The following is a 24289-nucleotide window of genomic DNA, read 5'->3' on the forward strand; positions in this document are numbered from 1 at the left end:
AGCGGCCGACTGATGCCTGCGATCTCGCTGTGGCGCAGCACCAGAGCGGTGAAGGGCGGTGATGCGGCTATGAAGGCTCGGCACCTGCGGGGCCTACGCGACGAGTTGATCCGCGACTTGGATCTTGCGCCAACGGCGACGACCGAGACCGTGTGCCTCCGGCTATGCGAGGTGATGGCCCAACGCCTCCAGAGAGAAGTCCGACTGCGATTCGACGATCTGGGCGCCGGCGTGAGCGGCCTGTGGGCGGTCACCGACGACGACGTTCATGTGGTCATCGTGACCACTGCGCGCAGCTGGGTGCACCGGCTCCTGATCCTGCTGCACGAGATAGCGCACATGCTCTGCGAGCACCGGCCCATGCAGCTGACTGCAGAGGAAGCACGCGCCTTGTTCTATCCCGATTTGTCTTCGGACATGCTGCGGATCCTTGCCGGGCGTACGACACTCACACGCGCTGAGGAACGGGAAGCCGACCAGGTCGCTGGTGCACTGACGCAAGGGCTGATCGATTGGGCCGATCGGCAGGAGACCCCACCATTCGAGCCTGGCCAGGACGACCTGGCCATCAGGGCTTGGTACACCCTCGGGTACTCCCCGCGAGGTCGTCATGGTTGACGGAATCTTCTTCGTGGCAGCACTGGGCATCGCCGCGTTGGGGCTGTACAAGTACCAAGCGCTACGCCATGCCCCGGCCGATCGCAAACCGGCGATCCGGCCCGTCTGCGTTTCCTGCCTGTTTGCCGCTCCAGCAGTGCTACTGGCCGCACCAGCAATCGGCGTGAACCTCGACAGCATGACCGGGGTCCACAGTCTCTCGATCTTGCTGGGGTTCTGCTTTGCCTTGGGGTTTGTGTGCTCAGTACAAACCATGCTCGTCTACTGGCTGCATCCGCCGGCGGCGGCATGGCAGACCTCGCGATGGCTGGTGCTGACCTACTCGAGCGTGGCGGCCTCGATCATCGTGCTGTTCTTCCTGGGCGACCGCCCTGCCGAGCATCACCTCGACTTCGCCGCCGCATACGCACGGGCGCCCTACCTGGCCCCGCTCCTCGTTCTGTACTTCGTGTCCTATGCAGTCGGCGTGGCCAACGTCGTTCGCCTGTGCTGGCAGTGGTCCCACCATCCTGAGACCGCCGACCGACCTTGGTTGCGTCGAGGACTGCGCCTGACGGCAGTGGGCATTCTGTTCCCGGTCGCCTACGGCGTGATCAGCTTGGCCGCAGTGGTCGGCAGCTGGTTCGGTGCCGAGTTGGACTCCTGGAGCAGCGAGATCGCGCCAGCGCTCTCCGTCCTTGGCGTGCCTTTGGTAGTTGTCGGCAACAGCATCGCTGCCTGGGGGCCAGGCCTGTCGTCGGCGTGGAGTCGCATCACGCATATCGGTGCCGACCTTCGCGACTACCGTGCGCTCGCAGACCTGTGGCAAGCCCTGCGGAGTGTCGAGCCGGAAATGGTGCACACGCCCAGATCTCTGGCCGATCGCTTCAGCCTTCGGAGGCGACTGTTCTGGCGCGTTATCGAGATCAACGACTGGCTCCACCAGCTCTCCTCGCAACGCGATGCCGGTTTGATGGCTGCTGCGCGACAGCAAGCACGCCAAGCTGACCTTGACGACGTGCAAACCGCGGCCCTAGAGGAAGCCGTCCATCTCAAGACCGCCTTGCTGGCCCGAACCACCGACGGCGGCACCATCGACCGTCCAAATCAGACTCATGCTGATGACACCGATGATGCGGGACATGCCTTCGCCGGCGAACGTCGACGACTCGTTCTCATCGCCCGTGCCTTCACCAGTCCGCTGAGCAACGAGGCCGTCCTGGCCGCATCCCAGGAAACTCAGTCCGTGCGCGCACAGCCGCATCCCTAAGCCCTGGCAGCCATTCGGGAAGGACGCTCGCCCATGCCCACCGGAAAGCCATCGCATGCTGTCGTCCTGGGAGGCGGGCTGGCCGGCACCCTTGCCGCGACTGTGCTGACTCGTCATGTCGACGTGGTCACCATCATCGAGCGCGACCGACTGCCCGACGGACCTGTCCACCGCGGCGGTACACCGCAGGCCTACCACACCCATGTGCTGGTCTCTGGAGGCGCCCGCGCGTTGGATGAGCTGTTGCCTGACACAACCCGAGAACTACTCGATCACGGTGCACAGCACATCGGCGCACCTAACCGCCTTCTCGCGTTGGTCTCGAGCGGATGGTACGAGCGCTTCGAGGAGATGCAGTACCTCATCTCCTGCAGCCGCAGCCTGCTCGACTGGATCGTCCGGCGCCGCGTCCTTTCCGATCCCCGTATCAGTGTCCGCCAAGCCACCGACGCCATCGGATTGCTCGGCGGCCCGAAGCAAGTCACCGGGGTGCGCCTTCGGGATCGGCCGAACGGGCAGACCAGCGAGATCGAAGCCGACTTTGTCGTCGATGCCACCGGCCATGGTTCCGCAGTCATCGAGTGGCTCGCTACGCTCGGCGTACCAGCACCGGCCGAGGTACACATCGATCCGCAGGTCTTCTACAGCACCCGCCTGTACCAGGCGCCAGATGCTGCCAGGGATGAATTTCCTGAAATCAACATCATGTCCGACCCGGCCCGCACCGACTACGTCAAAGCCGGAGTCCTGGTACCCATCGAAGACGGGCAATGGATCGTCACCCTTGTCGGCACCCGCGACCACCAGCCTCCCACCGACGAGGCCGGGTTCGCTGCATACGCCCGAAGCCTGCGCCATCCCATCATCGCCGACCTCATCGACACCGCCCAGCCGCTCACCTCACCCCGCGGCTTCCGCATCCCAGGCAACCGGCGCCGTCACTTCCACGATCTACCGGACTGGCCGAGCGGATTCGTCGTGCTCGGCGACGCCGCCTGCACCTTCAACCCCATCTACGGACACGGCATGGCGATCGCCGCCCGCGGCGCACTCGCCCTCGACGCAGGACTTCACCGCCACGGCATCAACAACGGCGCTCATCGCATCCAACGCGATATCGCCGACGAAGCCGACCTCGCTTGGGAGATGGCCACCCGCCAAGACCTGCGGTACCCGACAACACTTGGGCCGCGTCCCGGCTCTGTGGCCCGCCTGCAACAGCGGTTTCTGGACCGCGTAACTTCGGCAGCAACCACGCGTCCTGCCGTCGCCGCCGCGCAACTGGATGTCTACACCCTCTCGGGACCTCCACGCCGTCTCCTAGCTCCTCGCGTCCTTTTCGGCACTCTGCTGGGTCCACGACGGCGAGCGCGGATCGAGCCTCCTCTCACCGCAGACGAACGGCCCACATCCTCGCGGCCGAGCACGTAGCCGACATCCCAACTCAGGCGGCTGATCATCTTCTGGCGCGATGATCAGCGGCTGATGGCCCCTGCCCCCGCATCTCGCCGAGGAAGTCGTCCATAAAGGACAGAGCGTGCGGATCTAAGTCAATCGTGCAGCGGATCTAAGTCAATGCAGGCGTCCCAATGCGAAGTGTCCTGGCTGGCTGTGGTGACAGCTCGAGCCGGGCGTGCAGCCGCCAGCCCGATCTCCCGCGCGAACGTGCCGACCGGCGGTCTTCCGTCGGCTTAAGCTGTTTTGCCATCGCTCTATTGGTTCTGTCTGCCTGAAGTGACTGCGGTTGTTGCTTGGTCGTGACCGCACCCGGCTCGAGCTGCTGGCCGGTGTTGGTGGCATTTGCGTGAGGTGACCTCCATAGCTAGAAGCCGTCAGTGTCGACGAATTAGGGCCGCGGGCACGCACGGGGTCTACAAAGCCCTTCGTCCAGGTAGGCGCGGGTTCGTCTTTAGCTTCCCCAACGGACGCACTCGTCTGACCTTGTCCAACCTAGCCGCGGGTTTGACGCGTTCTCCGCCGCTCGCTGCTGGCCATCCGAGATCGATGTGACTGCTCGGGCCGAAGGTCTTGCCGAACAGTTCAGCGGTCATGACTCGAACACCGTTGACCTCCAACGTGACCGAGTCAGGGGCCCAAACGCGACCGTAGCGCCGACGGACCTTGGCCGACCCGGTCGCCCACGGGTCAGGCCCCAAGACGAGGTGGGAGCCAACGACATCCTCGAGCTTGATCGGGTTGTCTGAGGTCGTCACGGTCGTGAGGCGGTTCGTCGTTCCTGGCTCGAGGTACGGGTAGGGCTTCCCGATCGGGTCCGCGTCGCGGGCCACGACGTCGACGGGGTTGATGTAGTTCACGAACGTGAGCAAGAACGACCTGGTCATCGTTCCGCCACCGGCACGGTTTGTCAGGGTCAGGACCAAGCTGGCAGACATGCCCAGGTTGCGTGCAGAGTTCGGGGCCGTTTTGATGATCATGGCTAGTGAGTCGATATCGAGATGGGTGACATCGGCTGCGAGCGCGCGCCCAGCGGTACGCAAGTTGCACCGCTTCAACAGGTCATCGAGAGGTGTCGGCCGCGGCCTCCCTGCTGGAAGACGCATCGTGGTTTCAGCCGCTACTTCGACCATCGTTACCTGATGCTCGAAGTATCTGGTGATGGCCTGGGTGGCGTAACTCAGGGTGCCCTGCGCGTTGGGGTGCGCCATGGACGCGATGAGCCCGTGCTGGATGCGGTGCACCTCATCAATGAGCGACTCCAGCAGCAGATCTCGGGCACCATCCCGGCCGGCCACAAAGTCAGCCAGGTCACGCTTGACTGTCAGGGGTCCATCGATCGCAGCGTTAAGCTTCGCAGCTTCCTTGCGCGCCCTCGCATAAGCCCCGCCCACATGGCCCAGACCGATGAAAGCGACAAGATCTCGCATGTCCTGGAGTTCACGAAAGCGTGGAATGAGCCGTGCCCGATCGGCAGCGGCAGGATCCTGGGTCGGAGAATCGTAGTCATCCCAGAGTCGGGAGTTCGGCGTGAAGCCCGCATGTGATGAGCTGAAGTGGGAGGGCACGAAGATAACACCAGGTCCACGGCGGGCATCATCGGTGTTCATATAGTTGACGGCTCTGCGAGTCCAGTACTGCCAGCGGCCGTGGAACCACTCGGATCGTGTCTGTGCCTCGTTGATCATCTTGTTGACGTCGATCATTTTGTAGACGTACCTGTTGAGCCACCACTTGAAGTCGTCGTTGTACTCGTGCTTGAACAAGGCACGAAGTTTGTCGGCGTCCGAGGAGTACGAGGCGCCGGAGTAGAAGCCGAAGTAGAAGATGACGGCGTTGGGACACCTGGTGCGCACGGCCTGGAGCAGAGCGGTGACATTGTCTTCCACGACGCGTCGGATGTCGCCGTCGTAACGTTCGATGTAGCGCCCTGTGTAGAGCAACGGGTTGATGACGTCCTCGGGAGAGATGTCGTTTAGGCCGCCAGTGACGAGGGCGACATTAACCTTCTTGCCTGCAGCGACGGGCAGCATCTTCACCTGCCCCAGCACCGTCGGGAAGGTCGCTGGGATCTCGCCGTATAGCCCGTGCGCTGGGGCGTCGGTAGTGCCATCGAGGAACTGCTTGCGGGCCGTCGCGTCGGGGAACAGGAACGGGTAAGTGTCGGTGAACTCGAGGCGTTCCCCAGGAAGATCGCGGACCTTGGCTCCCGAACGTGAAGCATCGAACACGAGCGCCCCAGGCTGGCTGGGCTTACCGAACGTTGAACCGATCAGCTGAGTGAACCGCATCGAGAACCGATCGGCTCGTTTGTTGCCCTGGCCCCACATGAGCGAGTCACCAAACGCCGCTATTCGGATGTGCCCGGGCAAGGGATCGCTGATGACTGGCCCCTGGCCTGGGTGGTGGTCTGGCCGAGGGAGTCCTGGACTACGCATTCCAGCCATGACGTGCTCCGCTCACCGAAGTGCCTGTTTCGACGCTCCTCGGCCTAAGCAGTGCTGTCAATAGTCGTGCGGCGCGCCAGCACACCGAGCCGCTCCGCACGGGCCGTTTCGGACAGTTGCCAGCGGGTGGGCCACGTAGCCTGCGTGTGTACTACTGGGCGCGAGCAGAAAGCAGATTCCAAGTCGCGTGGGAGATATAGGAAGTAGCAATAGCAACAACAGCAACTACATTGACTCGGACGCCGTGAAGGCGTTCCTCGGCATGCTGAGGATCCAGAAGTACCTTCACAAGAGCTACATCCGTGATCATGTCACCCTGTCCTACGTGGGAGCACGGCTGGGCCAGTCCGCTAGCTGTCTGACGACGACTGCTTCATCCAGTAGGCGAGGTTGTCACGGGTGGCCAGGGTGTGGGGGTGGTCAGGTCCGAGTACCCGCATCCGATCCGCAAGCAACTGCTCGAGAGCCGCGGCCGCACCGGCCGGATCACCGGCTTCACCCCGCCACCGCGCAAGGTTGTGACGGGTCGTCAAGGTGCGGGTGTGGTCGGGGCCAAACACCCGTTGCTGGTCGGCAAGTACCCGCTCGAGGGCCACCGCTGCTCCGGACGCGTCGCCGGTTTCGCCCTGCCACTGTGCGAGGTTGTGGCGGGTCGTCAGTGTGTGGGGGTGGTCGGGGCCAAACACCCGCAGACGGTCGGCGAGAAGCTGTTCGATGGCCGTTACAGCTCCAGCCGGGTCACCAGCCTTGCCCCGCCAGTAGGCGAGTTGGTGGCGGGACCTCAAGGTATCGATATGCTCCGGTCCGAGCACCCGTATCCGATCAGCAAGCACCCGCTCATAGGCCGTTACGGCTCCGGCCGGGTCTGTTGCCTCACCCTGAAAGTGTGCGAGGTTGTGGCGGGTCGTCAAGGTGTGAGGGTGCTCAGGGCCAAATACCCGCAGATGGTCAGCGAGCAGTTGCTCGAAAGCCGCTGCTGCTCCCGCCAGGTCGCCGACTTCACCCCGACAGTGCGCAAGGCGGTAACGGGTCCTCAAGGTGTCAGGGTGGTCAGGTCCGAGTATCCGTAGATGATCGGTGAGCAGTTGCACGAAGGCCGCTATTGCTCCGGCCAGGTCACCGGCTTTGCCCTGCCACAGTGCGAGGTCAAAACGAGTTGTCAGGGTGTCGGGGTGGTCAGGTCCGAGTACCCGTAGGTGATCGGCGAGTAGCTGCCCGAAGGCCGTTGCCGCCCCAACAGTGTCACCGACTTCGCCCATTGACCGGGCGAGGTTGTAACGGGTGGTCAAGGTTGTGGAGTGATCGGGCCCTAGAGTGCGGTCGGCGACTGTGTGGAGCATGTCGAAGTAGCCCTTGGCTTCCGCATACAGTCCGCAGTCGCCGAGGCTGCGTCCTAACCGAAACAACACGTGGTGGCAGCCGATATCCGATGCCCACAGATGGTCGCCCGCGGCTGCGTTGAGCGAGTAAGCGTTGCCACGCAGCACCAGACTTAGGTCGGTATCACGCTCGATGTCTGGCCACACCTGTGTCAGTGCGTTGGCACATGTGCGTGCCAACAACTGCGCGCGTTCTATGGTCATGATGTTGCGAGTGGCGCGCTGAACGAGCGCGTGCACCCGCACCGTCCGTGTCTGTGACTCCGGGTCGAGAGTGATCAGGCTCAGACGATGTAGACATGCCAGGCCGTCCTCCGCGTCCTGTGCACTAACCACTTGCCCCGCGCTGCCAGCGAGCAACTCCAGCACGGCCGGTGCAGACATCACCGCGATCGGGACGCCGCTGGTGTCCAGCAAGCTCGCGGCCTCCAGCAGCGGGCCGGCGAGGCCACGCGGACGCAACCGGTTGGCCTGTTCGATAGACAACGACCAGGTCGCGGACACCGTGGCCCGATGCTCATCGGGCAGTTCATCGTCCTCAGGTACCAACGCCGCCAACGAGTGTCGACGATCCGCTAATCGCGCCCGGTAAGCGGAACAGGACAGGTTGCGGTCGCGCATGTAGGCGACCGCCTGGGCCAGCGCGAGGGGCAGACACCCCAGATCCGCCGCAACCGCGTCGGCATCGTCGAGCAGTCGCGGACGGTCGGAGAGCGCGGTCCGCAGATAGGCGTGCGCTTCCTCTGAGGTGAAGACATCGAGATCGACTACGTGACGCCCGTAGCCGCGCAGCGCGGCGTCTCGCCGCCGAGTGGTCACCACAGCTGTCCCAGTCGTTGTCCCCGGCGGCCACAATCCCCGCAGATCTGCCGGGCTCTGCACATCGTCGAGCACCACCAGCCAGCGTGCTGCAGTGCTGGCCAGCCACGACATGAACCGCGCAGCCCCATGATCCGGCTCAGCGTCTTCGACACCGATCAAGTCCGCAGCCACACGGGCATAGCTGGACACCACCAGCTCACGGGAACCGGCGGTGATCCACACCAGCAGATCCACTTCACCCGCGGCCCACACGGTCTCCGCGAAGTCCACGACGAGCTGGGTCTTGCCCACCCCGCCTAACCCGCACACCACTCTCGTGCCCGGACCGCTCAAGGGACGCACCATCGTGCTGGCATCAGTCCCGGCCAGGCCGACCCGCAGCCCGGAGCCGTCACGGCGTTGAAACGACGCAGCCCTGGGCGGCACCACCCCGGCCCGGTACGGCAATCCCACCACCGGTCGTCCCAGGCCATAGTGGTTGTGAATCCGAACGCCACCGTCGATAGAGCCAGCCTGGACCACACTCCCGTGGACATCGCCGTAGACGTGATTGACAGCGTCGACCTTGGGGTCAGGATCGTTTGGCACCGTCGATAGTTACCACGCTTGCGTTAACCGCCGGTACCCGATCTCAAGTGGCTCAAAGTTAACCCAAACGAGTGACCATTCCTCCTGGCTTCTCATTCTGACTTCAAGGTCCGTGCCTTACGCACGTTGAAGCAAGTAGGGGGTCACGGTGTAGACCTGGGAGACAGCACCAAGTCTCAGATTTCAGAAGCAGGGAGGTGTCTTGTGTGGACGTTGACACCGCTGGACGGCGATACGTCGATCTTCCTGTTCTGTGGAACGCTCGGAGCAGTCGCAGGGCCGGCAGCCTTGATCCTCAGCCACTCGATCGCGCACGGCAAAACGATGTCGTGCGACCTTTCAGCGAGGATTGGCTGGCGTCCGCTTCTCTCGGCCGGTGCGTTCCTCAGCGCCACACTGATCCATGTCGCCTGGGTGGTGCCATCCGTGGCGGTGGCGGTCGTCGCCTGGATGGTGATCCTAGGTTTCCTGCTCGTATTGATCGATTGGAGTTGCCACCAGCTACCACACCGCGTGGTCGCAGTACTGCTTGCTGGCGGACTCGTCCAGTTCAGCGTCATTGGTGTCGCAGAGCGCAGCGTTGGACCGCTTGCTCGTGCAGGGGCGGCCGCGGTGGTGGTGTTCTTGGTGTCGTTTGTGATCTACCTTCGGCTTCGCGCGGATCTTGGGTTCGGCGACGTAACGCTCGCTACGACGTTCGCGGCCTTCCTTGGATGGTTCGGATGGCAGTACGTCCTATTCGGACTCATCGCTGGTCTCGTTCTCGCAGGGATCGCGAACCTGGTTCTGCTCGCGGCCAGGCGTATCAGCCTCCGCGACCACACTGCTCTCGGCCCTGCGCTGATCGTGGGGTCGATCTATACGGTTCTCCACGTGTGACGGAGGTGGCTTGATGTGTCCGCCGCTCAAGGACGAGAGCCCCGTCATCGCGTACGAGGCGCCGCGGGCGCTACACCGCGCTACAGCGATCTTCATGTTGATCGTGCAGGTCGCTCTCGCCGACTACCTCCGCCCGGACGTCAGCTTCGCGCCGGGCGTGCCAGTCGAGGTGGCCCCCGCGCCCTCACGAGGGGCCACCTCGGCACCACCGTTCACGTATCCCGTTTGGAGGCCGCGATGAAAAGGGCTGTATGCCTTCTCATTCTGGGAGGCGTGGTGAGCGCACTGACGGCATGCGACCAGCACGCTTTTGACAGTACAAACGTTGGCTCGTCGTCTCGACCACCGTCGTCATCAACGGGGGTTCCTGCTGACGTCGCTCGAGATAGCGCGGTCTCGGCCTATCGAGCGATGTGGTCTGCCTTCGCCGCAGCGGGGATGACGTCTGACTGGCAGTCTCCCGCGTTGGGGCAGCACGCAACGGGAATCGCCCTGGACAAGCTGACGCGGAGCCTGCGCGCGGACCAGGACAAGGGGCTGGTTACCAAGGGGAGCCCAACTCTCAGCCCACAAGTGTCCGCCGTGGATCCAGCTAGTGACCCGCGGAAAGTGACGATCACCGACTGCGGCGACTCGACCAACGCGCTCAAGTATCGCAAGGACAACGGTCAGCTTGCCGACGACGTGCCAGGTGGCAGGCGGCTCATCAACGCCATCGTGGAGAAACAAGCGGACGGGAAGTGGAAGGTAACCGACTTCGGCGTCCATGACCTTGGGACGTGTAAGTGATGCGACGAACCACAACACTGGTAGCGCTAGCAACGTTAGGACTGTTTGCAGGAGGAACAACGCCAGCACTCGCCGACGACATCTGGGGCGGAACGAACTGTAACCAACGGCCCTCTCCGGTATGCGACGTCTCGGCAGGCACTCGCCCAGACCACTCGACGAGCCACGGGCACAACAACACCAGCGGCGACAACGCGTCTGGCGACGAAGGTTTCGGCTGTCGCTACGTGCCAGTTGATGGCCAGCCGCCGGAGGGACAGCAGAAGGAATCTGGTGGCTGGTTCATGGTTCTGTGTTCGCCGGATGGCAAGGATCCTGACTCGCACGGTCCGGTCTGGATCCCTGCCGGCGCACAGCGTCCCGCGACGCCATCACCTGAGCAGGTCGCGCAGATCGCGCGCAAGCGGTTGCAGATGCCGCGGCCCAGTATCTCAGCGAGTCCGGGCGGAACCCAGCTGGTGAACCTCCCGACCTGGTTGTGGCTCTCAGGCGGATGGACGCCAGTCTCGGCCACCGCCTCCGTGCCGGGTGTATCCGTGACCGCTATGGCCAAGCCCGTCTCGGTGACCTGGTCCATGGGAGATGGCGGCTCAATCACCTGCAGCACCTCAGGCACTCCCTACACCGCAGATCGAGACCCGAAGAGCGCGTCGCCTGACTGCGGCTACACCTACCGGAAGTCGTCAGCAGGGCAGCCCGCCGACGCATTTTCTGTCACGGCAACCGTGAACTGGACCGTGACGTGGTCCGGTGCAGGACAAGCCGGAGCGTTCCCGAACATGACCACCTCAGCCGCAGTGGACCTACGGGTTGCCGAAAGCCAGGGGATCGCGGCCGGCTGAACCACGCCTATCGCCTTACGAAGGCGGGCGTTCAGAACGAAACACCAGGTTCGAACCAAGGCACGTCTGACACCTGAGTCGGCGCGTCGCGATGGCGCCATGCCTGAAGGAGGTAGGTGGTGACAACAACCGCAGCTTCGACCAGTACCGATACGACGACGCGAAAGGCATCGTCGAACGCGTGGACGGACCGTGATGGCAAGGTTCCCTCGCGTCTGACCGGCGGTGCTCGACGCCGCAGCGTGCCGTACCTCTCGCTTGGTGTCCTTCTGGTTCTCGTGTGCGCGGCCGGAGGTGTCTTCGCCGGCATGCAGCTAGGTGACCGCGAGAGCGTGCTTGCGTTGGCCCGTCCCGTTGCCGTAGGCCAGATCTTGTCTGCGCAGGACCTCAAACAGATCGGCATGCCGAGGAACAGCGGCGTGGACCTAATGCCTGCGGCGGCTACATCCGCAGTAGTGGGACAACCCATCGCATTCAGCCTGCCCGCCGGTTCTTTGCTGACCCGCTCTGCTCTCGGCGCGCCGCTAATTCCAGTCCCTGGCAAGGCCATCGCCGCGGTGGGACTCAAACCGGGGCAGTTCCCGCCTGATCTCTCCCCTGGGACCACGGTGACAGTGCTGACCACGCAAGGGCAGAGCACAACACCTGGAACTGCAACGGGAACAGGGCAGACGTCGTCGTGGACCGCCGTAGTGGCTGGCGTCGCAACGCGCGAGACCGAACAGACCACAGTCGTGTCCCTGCAACTGTCCGAATCGGACGCACGCGCACTGGCGGCTGCTCCAGCTGGACAGCTAAGCCTGGTCGCGATCGCAGGAGGAGGCCGCTAATGCTCATCGCCGTTTGCTCACTGAAAGGGTCGCCCGGCGTGACCACCCTCGCCACGGCTCTCGGCGCCCGCTGGCCAGGCCAGCAAAACCCGATCGTGGTCGAGGTCGACCCGGCTGGCGGCGACCTCATGGCCCGCTTCCGTCTGCGGGACACCCCCGGTCTGGTCAGCCTGGCAGCAGCAACCCGCCGCCGCGGCGGCACCGACCCCAACCTGCTGGCCCAGCACGCCCAGCTCCTACCTGGAGGGCTACGAGTGGTACTCGGCCCGGTTGGCGCCGAACAAGCACGCGCCGCCCTCGGCGTACTGGCACTGGGACCGCTGTCTCCGCTGCGTCGAGCCGCTGACCAATCTGGCAGCACGGTCATCGCTGACTGCGGCCGGGTCGACCCAGACTCACCTGCGCTCGCGATCATCCGCAGCGCAGACGTGATGCTGCTCGTCGCCCGTCCTCACGATGACGAACTCGCACACGTCGCACTCAAGTTGCAGGTGGCCCAGCAGTGGTCTCGCCGCCCGTGCTTCGTCCTGATCGGAGACGGCTACCCAACCCCGGAGGTGTCACAGACCCTCCGCGTCCCCGTCATGGCTCGCGTACCTCGCGATATCAAAGGCGCAGCTGCTTTGTGCGGTCAGAGCATTAGCCGACGCGGCCTCAGCAAATCCGCTCTCGGCCGTGCCGCCGCCAAGATCGCGCTCAACGTCCACGTGACCTCACAACAGCCGATCCACGACGGCACCCACGCACCGCAGCTGCAGCTGGCACGTCCAGGGGAAGCCACCTTGAGTGCCGTCCCGCAGCTGCCCGCGCCGAGCTTAGGCAATGGGGTGGTGGCACCATGACGCGGCCCAAGCTTGGCGACCTACGCATGACCACCTCGGCCAACGGCGCCAGCCCGAACTTGCTTACGACACAACATCCGCCAGGTCCCGCGCAGATTCCCTTCCAGCCGGCCGACGAGACGGCAGCCATCGAACGACTGCGCCAGCACCTGCGTCATGAGCTCTCCTCCCAGCTCACTCAACGCATTCGTGCTGACGAGTCTGCTGGCCGGCCACCGATCGACGGACCGCGACGCCGCCAGCTCGCCCAGGCAATCCTGACCGACGCTGCCGAGGCACATGCTCAGGCCGAGCTCCGCAACTCCGCTACCGGCGGAATGCTGGTGCCGCCCGACGTCGAACAGCGGCTCATCAACCAGGTACTCGACGAAGTCTTTGGTCTGGCTGGACTGGAACCACTCCTGGCCGACACCGAGATCGAGAACATCAACATCAACGGCGACCACGTCTTCGTCAAGCGCGCCGACGGTAGCCGCCACCGATTGCCACCGGTGGTGGGATCCGACACCGAGCTGATTGAGCTCATCCGCGATCTCGCCACCCGCAGCGGTGTGGAGGAACGGCGATTCGACCGCGGCAGCCCGATCGTGAACTTCCAACTTCCCGGCGGAGAGCGCGTCTCAGCCGTCATGGCAGTAACCGCGCGACCGTCAGTGAGCATTCGCCGTCACCGGTTCACCAAGGTCACCCTCGCCGAACTGCGTGGAAACGGCACCATCGACCTCGCCCTGGAGAGCTTCCTAGGGGCACTCGTGCGAGCCAAGCGCAACATCCTGGTCACCGGCGGCACGGCGATCGGCAAGACCACCTTGCTGCGCGGCCTCGCATCGGCCATCCCGCCCTGGGAACGACTGATCACCATCGAGGATGTCTTCGAACTCGGCCTCGAGGAAGACGCCGACGCGCACCCCGACGTGGTGGCGCTGCAGGCCCGCGAGCCGAACATCGAAGGCCAAGGCGCGATCTCACTGTCAGACCTGGTCTGGCAGTCCCTGCGAATGTCGCCGGACCGGGTCATCGTTGGCGAGGTCCGCGGCCCCGAGGTCATCCCACTGACCAATGCGATGTCTATGGGCAACGACGGCAGCATGGGCACCCTCCACTCGTCCAGCAGCCAAGGAGCCTTCACCAAGCTAGCCGCCTACGCAGTGCAAGGCCCCGAACGGCTCCCGATGGAGGCGACCAACCTGCTGGTGGCCGCCGCACTGCACTTCGTAGTGCACCTCGAGAAGCCACGCGACGACTCAAGCAAACGCGTCGTCTCCTCCATCCGCGAAGTCGTCGGAGCCGACGGCGCCCAGATCATCAGCAACGAGGTCTGGAGGCCAGGCCCAGATCTGCGCGCGGTGCCAGGTGCTCCGCTGCGCACCGACACCCTCGACCTGCTCGTCGAACGGGGCTATGACCCGGACTTGTCCGAGCGGCGCGATGGGTGGTGGACACCGTGACCGCGACCGCCGCCTTGTTCGGCTTGCTCGGCGCTGGCGCAGCCGTGGGTGTCTTGCTCATCGTGGCAGGGCTGCGTGGCCGTGCTATAGGCCCAGCTACGTCGTCGAAGCTGAGCGTCTGGCTCGCTGCGCGCCCCGACCGCAAACAAGTCGGCCAGTTGGTCGTGGCTGCCGTCGTGGGCCTGGCTGTCGGCACGGTCACCGGGTGGGTGATCGGCGCGGTCCTGGTCGCGTTCGCGGTCGTCTGTCTACCGCGGATCCTCGGCGCGAACATCGACCACAAGCACCACCTCGAACGCATCGAGGCGATCGCCGGGTGGACCGAGATGCTGCGCGACACCCTTGTGGCCGCGGCAGGTCTGGAACAGGCCATCCTCGCTACCGCGCCTGCTTGTCCCGTGGCCATCCGAGACGAGATCACCGAGCTCGCAGTCCGGCTGGAGCGCGGCGAACGACTCGCCCCCTCGCTGCGCCAACTTGCTGATCAGCTGCACGATCCGACAGCAGACCTGGTGATCTCCGCCCTCGTTCTCGCCTCCGAACACCAGGCCCGCCAGCTGGCCGAGCTGCTCGGTGAACTCGCGAACGAGGCACGCGAACAAGCATCCATGCGGATGCGTGTCGAAGCCGGCCGCGCCCGCACTCGAACCAGCGTGCGCGTCATCGTGATCACCACGCTGTCCTTCGCCGTCGGCCTGGTGCTGCTCAACCGTGGCTATCTCGCGCCGTACGACTCCGCATTCGGGCAGATCATGCTGCTGATCGTCGGCGCGCTGTTCGCCATCGCTTTCGCGTGGCTGGCCAGGATCGCGCGCCTGCACGAACCCGAGAGGTTCCTGACGGAGCTCGGAGCTGTCCGGCAACACGACACCGAGGTGGACATCGCCCACATGCTCACCGACACGGGGGCGTCGTCATGATCAGCACATTGCTTTGGGGAGCGGGGTTTGGTGTCGGATTGTGGGCGTTGGCAATCTATGCCTTCCCGCCGCGGCCGCCCTTGCGAGCCCTGGTCGACCGGTTGCACACGGTGCCCGAGCCGCCGCCGATCCTCACTGCGGACTCCGACGGTTGGGCTCTGCGCATTGGCCGCCCGTTCGTCAAGCCGTTGGCCTTGCTCGGATTGCCCAACCGCAAGCTGCGCAACGACCTCGCGGTCACCGGAAAGGGCATTGAGCACCATCTCGCTGAGAAGGCCACGTTGGCGCTGACAGGGCTGCTGCTGCCGACTCTCATCTACCTGTTCCTCACCGTGGCAGACGTGGGCCTTGGTTGGGAGATTCCGGCCATCGCGAGTCTCGTTCTCGCCCTTGGCGGATTCCTGTTCCCAGACCTCAGCGTTCGTCAAGAGGCCGAGCGACGCCGCTCCACCTTCCGCCACGCCCTGTCGGCTTACCTCAACCTGATCCGGGTACTGCTGGCCGGTGGCGCGGGCGTCGATGGAGCGTTGTCCGATGCGGTCGGTATCGGCAAAGGATGGGCATTCCAGCAGCTTCGCCGCGCGCTGATCACGGCCAAGCTGACCCGAACCACGCCTTGGTCCGCGCTTGGTCAGCTCGGCACTGAGCTCGACGTGCACCAGCTGTCAGAGCTGGCCGCGTCGGTCAGCCTCGCCGGGACCGAAGGCGCTCGCGTGCGCTTCAGTCTCGCAGCGAAGGCGGCGGCGCTTCGCACGCGTGAACTCACTGACGCCGAAGGAGAAGGACAAGCCGCTACCGAGCGGATGAGCCTGCCTGTCGTGATTCTCTTCGGCGCCTTCCTCACCTTCATCGGATTCCCGGCGCTAGCGAGCGTACTTGGAGGGCTCTAACAGTATCTGTCTATTTAGGACTTTGTAAGGGAGAAGACGATGTTCACAGAGTTTCAGATTCTAGTCGCACACATCCGCGTCGAACTGGAGCGGCTACGCAACGACAACCGCGGTTACTCGACCGAAGCGGTCGTCGTGACTGCACTGCTGGTCTCACTTGCTCTCGCAGCCGTGGCGGTCGTAGCCGTGAAGGCCATCCAGAAAGCCAACAGCATCAACCTGTAGGTCGGTGGACGTCATGCCGCACAACGAACGTCGAGTTGGACGGAGAACCACGCGCAGGTCTTCAGCCTGGTCATACACGCGAGGACGACTGTGTGGACTGCGGAGCGATCAGCGTGGGGCTGGCACAGTTGAACTGGTCATCGCCATGCCGCTGCTGCTCTTGCTGCTTCTGCTTGGCGCACAGTTCGCCCTCTACATGCACGCTACGCACATCGCTCAAGCGGCGGCCGCGCAGGCCTTATCCGCCGCTCGCGTCTCAGGCGGCAGCGCCGTAACCGGCTATGCCAAGGGACAGCAGATTCTCTCCCAACTGGGGACCGGTCCTTTGAGGGAGACGTCGATGAACGTCCAACGAGGGCCAACCCGAGCGTCTGTGACCGTGAAGGGAACGGTGATCGCCTTGATCCCGCTCACGACCTTCACGGTGCAATCCGAAGCTGTTGGGCCCGTGGAGAAATTCACGCCGCTGATCGACGGCGAGGTGGCAGCACCATGACTGAACGCGTTCGCCTCTTGATCCTGACGGCTCAGCGAGATGAGCGAGGCTCAGCCGCAGTTGAGCTCACTCTCTTGGCACCGCTCCTGATCCTGCTGTTGTTGCTCGTTGTGCTCTGCGGTCGACTGGCCGAGACCAAGCTGCGGATCAACGATGTCGCGCACCAAGCGGCTCGTGCCGCAACCCTCGCTCGAACATCATCGCAAGCAGTCGCCAACGCCGAAGCCACTGCCAACGCCGCATTGGCCTCTGCAGGAATCAGCTGCCAATCGTTGTCAGTTTCCACCGATGTGAATGGGTTCAAGCCTGGGGCCACGGTGATCGTCACGGTGTCCTGCAGCGTCGGCCTCAGTGACCTCACAGCTCTGGGCGTACCAGGAACTAGGACCTTCCGTTCCAGCTTCTCCTCTCCAGTCGATGTCTGGCGCGGCATACCGTCGCTCAACCACACCGGGAGCGTGTGATGGAACCATTCACGTTGGTGCGCAACCGAATGAGTCAGGTGTGCGAAGACGAGCGCGGCAGGGTGACGGCCTTCGTCGTCATCGTCGCTGTCGCGGCACTCTTGTTCGCTGGCCTCGTACTCGACGGCGGACTGGCCTTGGCAGCAAAGATCCGAGCGATCGGTGAGGCCCAGGAGGCCGCGCGGGCAGGAGCTCAGGAGATCGACCTAGCTGCCTACCGTGCCGACGGGAGCTTGCGTTTGGCAGCGCAACAGGCCAGCACTGCCGCTCACAACTACCTCACTGTTGCCGGACACACCGGCACCGTGTCGGTCAATGGCAACACGATCAACGTCACGGTCACCATCAACGAGCGAACCCAACTCCTCGGACTCGCTGGCATCGGATCGATCACAGTGACCGGAGCCGGGCAGGCCCAACCGCATCGCGGCATATCCGGAGTTCTCCCATAACCCGGCTCACTGCTCGAGCCAAGCACAGGCACCGCACAGAAGGAGACCACGATGCTTACAACCGAGGAGATCCAGCGTCGCGTCAAAGAAGCTGATGCTGACCGCGGAGCCAAGCGATCTGCAACCGCTGCGAGAGTCGGCGATCTCGCCAAGCGACGGGCCGCCGTAGCCGAACAGCTGGCCGACATCGACCGAGAACTCGGCGACGTAATCGCTGAGTCCAGCGACGTAATCGAGATCGATGAGTTGGCGAGATTCACCGACGTTCCGGCCGCAGACCTCAATCAGTGGCTCAATAGCCGGAAGGCGACTCGTCCGAGGCGCAAGCGGGCGACTGCTGGCACGTCGACCGCAAAGAGCGATGCTCCCCACGACGTTGCCACGACGGAAACTCCGTCGACGGGTCGACTTCCCACCTCGACAGCGCACGCGTCGAGTGCTGCCGATGCCCTGCAAGCCTCAGCGCGCGTCCCGGCCGAGGTGGCATGAGAGACGTCGCCGCCCTGTGGGCGCACAGCCTTGAACGCATTCGCACGGAAGCGACCAACGAGGCATAGACCCTTTCCCACCACGGAATTGAGCATGTCGTGACCGCACACGCCACTCATCGGAAGACGACACGGCACCACAACACTGGCCGCCAGGTCGGCTGGACCCAGGCAGCGGCGCGACGGTACGTCGTCCGGCTCATCCGCGGAATCCTTGCTGCTCTTTTACTTGCGACTCTCCTTCTTGGCCTCCCATGGGCTCTCGCGTACTTCGTGGGTTGGCCCCTGCCCGACCACATGCCGACCTGGGGCGAAATCCAGGCGACATTGCTCAACCCGATGAGCCCCCAGCTCCTTCTCGACAGCCTCGCGGTGCTGTGCTGGATCGTCTGGTTCGTCTTCACCCTCGACGTCTTCCGCTGCGCCATCGACGCTGCGCGGGGCATCACCTGGCCGCAGGTCCGTCCGCCCGGCCCGCTGCACGGGATCGCCGCCGCGCTGATCGGCAGCATCGTGCTGACTCTGCTCGGCAACCGCGCTCCCTACACCGTGACAGCGCCGGCGGCGGCCCTCGCAAACGGGCCCGCGCCCATCGCTGTTAGTGCACCGCTGATTCCGGGCGTGACCATCACCTCCGCCGAGGTCGCCGTGGCCGTAGCGCCTCAGACGACCCTGGTGATCGACCGAGCAGCACCGGCACCGCCAGGTACGGTCCAGGCCACGGAGGAAGTCCGGCTCCCGCGAGACGGGATCTATGACAGCCTGTGGCGCGTAGCTGAACGCATCTACGGGCCTGGTGGTGGGCCCCGCTGGCCTGAGCTGTTCCAGCTCAATCGCGGTGTCGAGCAGCTGGACGGCCACGCACTGACCAGCCCCAACCTCGTGCGTCCTGGCTGGAAGATCACCGCCTACATCCCCACACCGCCCGACGTGCACCCGCAGGATGAACAACCGCCGCAGCTTCCAACCGAGCGGCCTGTGCCTCCGAGCACGCCCACTTCAACACAACCCGCGCCAGCTACGACGCCGGACGAGATAGATCAGGCGGGCGAACACGACACCGATCAGTCAGAACCGGGGTTGGACCTGATCACTGGCGCCTTTGTAAGCCTCGCTTTGGCCGCAGGGATCGCGGCCGCGGTCATGACAGCACGCCTCGCCCGCCGGCGGCGCTATCGCATCGGCAGCGGCGACCGCAGCGACCTCGAGCGGACGATCGCGCCCGTGGTCCGAGCCCTACGCGTCGCTCAAGGCCCCGACGAAAACGGCGACAACCCAGGCCCGATTGACGACGTCGAGTTCGTCGACCTCACGACGGCTCCGCCCCGAATCCACATCACCGCGGCCGGATCCGTCGAACCCGACGATGCACCAGCACCCGTTCCTGCGAGGGTCGGCGTGCGTGGCGGACACGAGCTCGCACTCAACCTCGCCAGTGCCCGTGGGCTGGGCCTGACCGGGCCTGGTGCGATGGCTGCCGCTCGCGCGCTGCTGCTGCACCTCCTCACAACGCCTGGGCAACCGACCACCGGTCCCAGCGTGATCGTTCCGGCCAGTGACCTGTTGTTGTTCTTCGATGGAACGGGTGTCGAGAACCTTCCATCCACTGTGCTGGTGGTCGACTCCCTCGACGCCGCGCTCGAGGAGATGGAAACCGCCCTGCTCACCCGAACGCGCCACGTGATCGATGAGGCTGACTCGCTGATCACCTTCGGCTCGCTCGTACTACTCGCCAGCCCTGCCTCACACGCTGAGCGCCGCCTGCAAGCTGTCCTCGACAACGGCTCCGCCCTCGGCTTGGCCGGCATCCTGCTCGGTCAATGGCGGCCAGGTGCGACCATCCGGACTCGCCTTGACGGCACCGTCAGCGCGACCAGTCCCGGCCTCGGCGCCGCCCTCGCTGATACCCGGCTGTTCACCCTGCCGGCTGCTGACGCGAGTGACTTGCTCCGCGTGCTCCGCGACGCAGAACGACTCGACCTCGGGATTCCGAGCCGCGATCACGGGATGGCGAACGACGAGATCCAGCTCCCGGACACCGTTCATCAAGCCACACCGTCAGCACTGCGGCAGGACGACCTTCAAGCCGCGCCTGAGCTTCCCGCGCAGACGCCGATAGATGCGGCGACCGGATGCGACGACAACCTGAGCACTGAACATGAGGATGCTGGAGCCTCGTCATTGCGAGCGGACGAACATCACCAATCCGTCAACGACGAGCAGGGATCACCGCAGCGACCAGTGGCCATTCGTGTCCTGGGACATGTCCAGCTCATCCTGCGCGACTACGGCAAACGTGAGCTGGACAGTGCACTCACTCCGAAGCAGCGCGAAGTGCTTCTCTACCTTGCTTTGCACTCTGAGGGCGCGCGGCGTGAGGCTCTCAACGACGCTGTATGGCCTGACAGCAAGCCGCCACGGCCGTACAACAGCTTCCACAACACGCTGTCGCTCCTGCGTCGCGCCCTAGGCAGTGCAACCGACGGTGCGTTGACCGATCTCGTAGTCAATGACGATGGTCGTTACCAGCTCAATTCTGACCTGGTAACGGTCGACCTCTGGCAACTCCAGGATGTCCTTCAGGTTCCACGACCTGCTGACCGCAACGCTCATGCTCTGCTGACCAGGGCAGTCGAGCTCTATCACGGTGACCTCGCTGAAGACCTGACAGCGTCCTGGGTCGAGCCCTTCCGCGAATCAGTCCGCCGCGATGTACTTGATGCGCTCGGCGCCCTGATCCAGGCCTTGAGCGACAGCGAGCCGGAAACTGCGCTCGCGTTGCTCGAGCGCGCACGCAAGCTCGATCGCTACAACGAGGGCATCTACCGCGACATCATCCGGATCCAGGCCCGGCTCGGCCAGCATGCCGCCATCCCACGTGCGCTCGCACTGCTCACCACGACCCTTGAGGACATCGGGCAGCGGCCGAGCGGCGACACAGTCAACCTTGCCGAGTTCCTCCAACGCCGCAGCGACACTCGGCGGTCTGTGTCTCGCGGCGACGCCGCGGCCAGCTGACGAGCGAGGAGCGTCGGTCGGGCATAGCCCAGCCGACAGGGCTGCTCATCAGGGATTTGTGTAGGTTCTCGCCGCGCGTGACATCTCGATCTTCTGGGACTTGCGGGAACTCAGTGTGTCTCACTGTGTTGACACCATGATCAGTCTCAGTCGACATGTCGTTTCCTCCGGGCAGACGCACGATGTGCAGGTGAACGAGCAACTCGCGGAGGCCGAGACGCCGTTCTGAACGCTCGTCGACGATTCGGACTGGGCGCACGTGAGCGTGGAGGGTCTTGCGCTCGACGTCGGTCGGTGGTGGGACGCAGACTCTGGCACCCGGTTCGTCGCGTGTCGCGGTTGGACGCTCGGGATTCGCCTCGGAACACGGTGGACGTGCAGGCGCGGTCCGGGAACTACCCGTTCTGATTGCGGCGTAACGGTTTGTCGCGATGACCCGACATGAGATCACGTGCGAGGTCCCACAGTCGTCAGAACGATCGCGGCCGTCTTCGCGATCACTGCGTTGATCGCCGGATTCCTGAACCTCTTGCAGCACACCGACGACGACCGCACCTACCGGGAAGTCCACCGCAGCTTGGACAAACACTGGTACGACGGACCGGTTCCGGCACTGCGCGTCATCCTTAAGGCGACCGGCTTGAACTCGACCGAGCGCCAGCTGCAGGCGTCGCTGACGCTCCAACCACCCCGGTACGGCGAAGTGCCGGAGCTGGTCGACAAGAACGGCGACTCCATCGTGCAGGGCGGCAGCGTCAAGCAAGCCGCGACGGCCAACGGATCAAAGACAGGAGGTACTAGCCATGATCGCAACGAATCGCTCTCGTAGTGCCTCCCTGTCGCGAATGATCCGGACGACCGCGACGCATATTTCGTGCGCACGTGGAATGGGGCAGACTCTCGAGGCACCGTCCAAAGGTCCGGGCGAACTCTCGGGTTAGGCGGCGCCCCTGTTACCCGCAGGTGGCGCCCCGCTTCATTCTTCCAGCACGCACCGACCGCGGCGGTTCGGCTGTAGCCGTTTGGCATGCCCCGCGGGGAGGTGTGGGCGTAGCCGCCGCGAACGGCCTCTTGACGAGATGGCACCGCTAGGCGCGGATGCTGGCACGCTTGCGGCGACGTCGGGCCAAGTACCTCCTACCCGCGTCTGCGAGCAAGGTGCCGCCGGCGCCGGCCCCGGCGATGGCCGGGCCAAGAATGATCAAGGTCGCCGTGAAGATCACCCCGAAGAGCACCACCACGATGATGGCGCGGATGAACGGCGCCCACGTCTCGCCGGTGAGGATGTGGTTGAGCAGGGACCACCAGTTGTGGTCCGGGCCGTTGGCCATCGCCGCCCCCTTTCGCAGTGCTGTTACCCACTACTCCCGCGGCCGGACCGCACGCGAACCTCTTGATCATGCGAACCCTCGACTTCACCCCGGCTCCCCCTCCGTGATCACCGTCAACAGCTCATGAAGCCTGGCGTACGTCTCCTCGTACTGGTTCCGGAGCGCGCTCGCCGCCGCTCTCGCCCTCTCGCCGGCGAGACCGTCCCATCCGGCCTGGTCTAGCTGGTCGAGGACTTCGCCCGTTAGCGTCGACTTGCCCAGTTGTGTCGCCCATGCGAGGTCATGCCAGCGGTCACCCAGGCTGCGACCCTGGTCTGCACGCCACACCAGATCGCTGAACCTGGTTGTCCACAGTGGAGAAGCGCCGCAGCCGCCCACGCCCACGACGCGCACCATCACTCTGCTGTGGGTGAGTGGAGACGCTGCTACAGGAAGCTCCGTCCGTGGGAGCAGGTGCTGCGGATGCTTCAGGTTCAAGGCTTGCGCCAGCCTCGTGTAGCTCGCACTGGACTTCGCGAAGACCAGGAAGACGGTCTTCGTCAGGTACTGAGCGACGTCATGATCAGTGGGGCGAGCGGTGACGGCGTCGCTGTCGCGGTCGACAAGCCAGGCATTGATGATCTCGGGTTCAAAGTCGGCAGGCGTGAGCAGACGCCCTTGCCCGCCGTGATCGCTGACGCCAAGCGCGTCGTCGGCTCTGGTCACGGTGTCCTGAGCTGTGGAGTCGGCGACGTGCTGCGCGGCTTTGAGGATGGCGGCCGCCCGCGTCTGGGCGTCCTCCAGGATCGCGGTGACCTGGGTGCGCGCGTCGCTGATGGCGGCCTGTGAGCTGTTCGCGTCCGCCGTCAACCGCTTGATGCGAGCTTGCAGCCCGTCGAGGCGGTGGACGAGCTCCTGCGCGCGCAGCGTGACGATCTCCGGTTCGTTGTCCGGGTCGTCGGGCGTGCGGGCCATCGCGGTGTTGGCGGCGACACCGCTGATCACCGGGCTGTCGAGGACATCGAGCAGCTCTGTAACGGTGTGCAGCAGGTCGGCCGCGTCGAGGGCCTGGTAGCGGGCGGCGATGGCGAAGGCGTCGCGGGCACGTTCCAGGTTGCCTGCCGCGAGTTGCAGCTCGCCCAGGGCGAACGCGTCGCGGCCGAGTTGCCCGGCGTCCCGCAGGGCCTGGCGGGCGGCGGTCTCGGCCGGGGAACGCTCGGCTCGTCGCCGGTCGATAGCGTCGAAGTCTAGTGGCGGGGTCACCCCGTCGTCGAAGTGGTGGATACGCGTCATGAGGGGTTCTCCCTGGTGGTGCCCTGTGTGGGCTGGAGCTCCAGGTGCCTGAGCAGACGTTCTCGTGCCTTGGCGAGGTGGTCTTGCACGGCGCGCTGGGTGATTCCCATCTGGGCGGCGACGTCGGCGGTGCTCAATCCGTCGATCGCGACGGCGGCGATCACGGCCCGCTGCCGCTCGGTCAGTAACTGGGGTAGCAACTCCGTCAGCCGGAGCCGCTCGCAGTCGAGGCGGCCGATCAGAGCCAGGAAGTCGTCGTCGGCCTCCGGGTTGGCGGCGTTGAGCAGGACGTCATCGTCGATCGCATACGGCTCGGTTCTGCGCCGGTCCAGCTTCGCCCGGTGGTTGAACAGGTCCCCCTTGGCCGACGCCTTGAGGCGGGCGATGGCCTCGTTCCGGTTCCGGGGCGGCCCGATCTCCTCCCAGTCGCGCTTGAAGTCGACTGCGGCCTCCTGCATGAAGGCCTCGACCTCGTGATGCTCGTGCGGGTCCAACCGGTTGCGAATGTAGGCGGCCAGTTCGACCCAGCAGTCACGCAGCATCGC

At 64.7% G+C, this 24289-nt stretch carries 21 protein-coding genes; 16 read left to right on the plus strand and 5 right to left on the minus strand.

Annotated elements, in window-relative coordinates; genetic code table 11:
• Positions 1 to 12 precede the first annotated feature (12 nt).
• The 3 genes from AB0M24_RS38440 to AB0M24_RS38450 are packed head-to-tail and all read left to right on the plus strand — an operon-like array spanning position 13 to position 3298.
• Positions 13 to 618 (plus strand): hypothetical protein, encoded by a 606-nt coding sequence (locus AB0M24_RS38440; RefSeq protein WP_363778409.1) that lies wholly within the window; start codon positions 13 to 15, stop codon positions 616 to 618.
• On the plus strand, positions 611 to 1867 hold the full coding sequence (locus AB0M24_RS38445; RefSeq protein WP_363778410.1) for an MAB_1171c family putative transporter: 1257 nt from the start codon (positions 611 to 613) through the stop codon (positions 1865 to 1867). The genes AB0M24_RS38440 and AB0M24_RS38445 overlap by 8 nt, the downstream gene beginning before the upstream one ends.
• A 33-nt stretch (positions 1868 to 1900) precedes the next feature.
• Positions 1901 to 3298 carry an FAD-dependent monooxygenase gene (locus AB0M24_RS38450; RefSeq protein ID WP_363778411.1) on the plus strand — a complete coding sequence of 466 codons (1398 nt, stop codon included), beginning with the start codon at positions 1901 to 1903 and terminating at the stop codon, positions 3296 to 3298.
• A 440-nt stretch (positions 3299 to 3738) separates the two neighbouring features.
• On the opposite strand, the gene AB0M24_RS38455 is transcribed toward AB0M24_RS38450, so the two are convergent.
• Positions 3739 to 5652, minus strand: a complete 1914-nt coding sequence (locus AB0M24_RS38455; RefSeq protein WP_363778412.1) for a hypothetical protein — start codon at positions 5650 to 5652, stop codon at positions 3739 to 3741.
• A gap of 467 nt (positions 5653 to 6119) precedes the next feature.
• A complete protein-coding gene (locus AB0M24_RS38460; RefSeq protein ID WP_363778439.1) occupies positions 6120 to 8315 on the minus strand; it encodes a tetratricopeptide repeat protein in 2196 nt (731 codons plus the stop codon).
• A 447-nt stretch (positions 8316 to 8762) separates the two neighbouring features.
• Between AB0M24_RS38460 and AB0M24_RS38465 the strand changes: the two genes are divergently transcribed.
• The 13 genes from AB0M24_RS38465 to AB0M24_RS38525 all read left to right on the plus strand — a co-directional run bounded on the left by AB0M24_RS38465 (position 8763) and on the right by AB0M24_RS38525 (position 21970).
• Positions 8763 to 9437 carry a prepilin peptidase gene (locus AB0M24_RS38465; protein WP_363778413.1) on the plus strand — a complete coding sequence of 225 codons (675 nt, stop codon included), beginning with the start codon at positions 8763 to 8765 and terminating at the stop codon, positions 9435 to 9437.
• Positions 9438 to 9902: 465 nt separating this feature from the next.
• Positions 9903 to 10226 carry a hypothetical protein gene (locus AB0M24_RS38470; protein ID WP_363778414.1) on the plus strand — a complete coding sequence of 108 codons (324 nt, stop codon included), beginning with the start codon at positions 9903 to 9905 and terminating at the stop codon, positions 10224 to 10226.
• Positions 10227 to 11897: 1671 nt separating this feature from the next.
• On the plus strand, positions 11898 to 12740 hold the full coding sequence (locus AB0M24_RS38475; RefSeq protein ID WP_363778415.1) for a chromosome partitioning protein: 843 nt from the start codon (positions 11898 to 11900) through the stop codon (positions 12738 to 12740).
• Entirely contained in the window at positions 12737 to 14188 is a 1452-nt protein-coding gene (locus tag AB0M24_RS38480; protein ID WP_363778416.1) for an ATPase, T2SS/T4P/T4SS family, read from the plus strand. The genes AB0M24_RS38475 and AB0M24_RS38480 overlap by 4 nt, the downstream gene beginning before the upstream one ends.
• Positions 14185 to 15108, plus strand: coding sequence for a type II secretion system F family protein (locus AB0M24_RS38485; protein ID WP_363778417.1), 924 nt, complete (start codon positions 14185 to 14187; stop codon positions 15106 to 15108). Before AB0M24_RS38480 ends, AB0M24_RS38485 begins: the two co-directional genes overlap by 4 nt.
• Positions 15105 to 15998, plus strand: coding sequence for a type II secretion system F family protein (locus AB0M24_RS38490; RefSeq protein WP_363778418.1), 894 nt, complete (start codon positions 15105 to 15107; stop codon positions 15996 to 15998). Before AB0M24_RS38485 ends, AB0M24_RS38490 begins: the two co-directional genes overlap by 4 nt.
• A gap of 39 nt (positions 15999 to 16037) precedes the next feature.
• The gene (locus tag AB0M24_RS38495; protein ID WP_363778419.1) at positions 16038 to 16223 is read left to right on the plus strand and encodes a hypothetical protein; all 186 of its coding nucleotides are present in this window, start codon (positions 16038 to 16040) and stop codon (positions 16221 to 16223) included.
• 13 nt (positions 16224 to 16236) lie between these two features.
• Entirely contained in the window at positions 16237 to 16719 is a 483-nt protein-coding gene (locus tag AB0M24_RS38500) for a TadE/TadG family type IV pilus assembly protein (protein WP_363778440.1), read from the plus strand.
• Complete coding sequence (locus tag AB0M24_RS38505) at positions 16716 to 17183, plus strand: TadE/TadG family type IV pilus assembly protein (RefSeq protein WP_363778420.1); 468 nt, start codon at positions 16716 to 16718, stop codon at positions 17181 to 17183. The genes AB0M24_RS38500 and AB0M24_RS38505 overlap by 4 nt, the downstream gene beginning before the upstream one ends.
• Positions 17183 to 17635, plus strand: a complete 453-nt coding sequence (locus AB0M24_RS38510; protein WP_363778421.1) for a pilus assembly protein TadG-related protein — start codon at positions 17183 to 17185, stop codon at positions 17633 to 17635. Before AB0M24_RS38505 ends, AB0M24_RS38510 begins: the two co-directional genes overlap by 1 nt.
• Before the next feature lie 51 nt (positions 17636 to 17686).
• Positions 17687 to 18124 carry a hypothetical protein gene (locus AB0M24_RS38515; RefSeq protein ID WP_363778422.1) on the plus strand — a complete coding sequence of 146 codons (438 nt, stop codon included), beginning with the start codon at positions 17687 to 17689 and terminating at the stop codon, positions 18122 to 18124.
• A 296-nt stretch (positions 18125 to 18420) separates the two neighbouring features.
• Entirely contained in the window at positions 18421 to 21141 is a 2721-nt protein-coding gene (locus AB0M24_RS38520) for a BTAD domain-containing putative transcriptional regulator (protein ID WP_363778423.1), read from the plus strand.
• A gap of 505 nt (positions 21142 to 21646) precedes the next feature.
• Positions 21647 to 21970, plus strand: a complete 324-nt coding sequence (locus AB0M24_RS38525) for a hypothetical protein (RefSeq protein WP_363778424.1) — start codon at positions 21647 to 21649, stop codon at positions 21968 to 21970.
• A 259-nt stretch (positions 21971 to 22229) separates the two neighbouring features.
• Here AB0M24_RS38525 and AB0M24_RS38530 read toward each other — a convergent pair whose 3' ends face one another.
• From AB0M24_RS38530 to AB0M24_RS38540, 3 genes are all read right to left on the minus strand, one after another.
• Positions 22230 to 22472, minus strand: a complete 243-nt coding sequence (locus AB0M24_RS38530) for a hypothetical protein (protein ID WP_363778425.1) — start codon at positions 22470 to 22472, stop codon at positions 22230 to 22232.
• An 84-nt stretch (positions 22473 to 22556) separates the two neighbouring features.
• A complete protein-coding gene (locus AB0M24_RS38535; protein WP_363778426.1) occupies positions 22557 to 23744 on the minus strand; it encodes a hypothetical protein in 1188 nt (395 codons plus the stop codon).
• Positions 23741 to 24286, minus strand: a complete 546-nt coding sequence (locus AB0M24_RS38540) for a sigma-70 family RNA polymerase sigma factor (RefSeq protein WP_363778441.1) — start codon at positions 24284 to 24286, stop codon at positions 23741 to 23743. The genes AB0M24_RS38535 and AB0M24_RS38540 overlap by 4 nt, the downstream gene beginning before the upstream one ends.
• Positions 24287 to 24289 lie beyond the last annotated feature (3 nt).

Origin of the sequence: Lentzea sp. NPDC051838 (genome assembly GCF_040681245.1) — a bacterium.
Classification (GTDB): domain Bacteria; phylum Actinomycetota; class Actinomycetes; order Mycobacteriales; family Pseudonocardiaceae; genus Lentzea.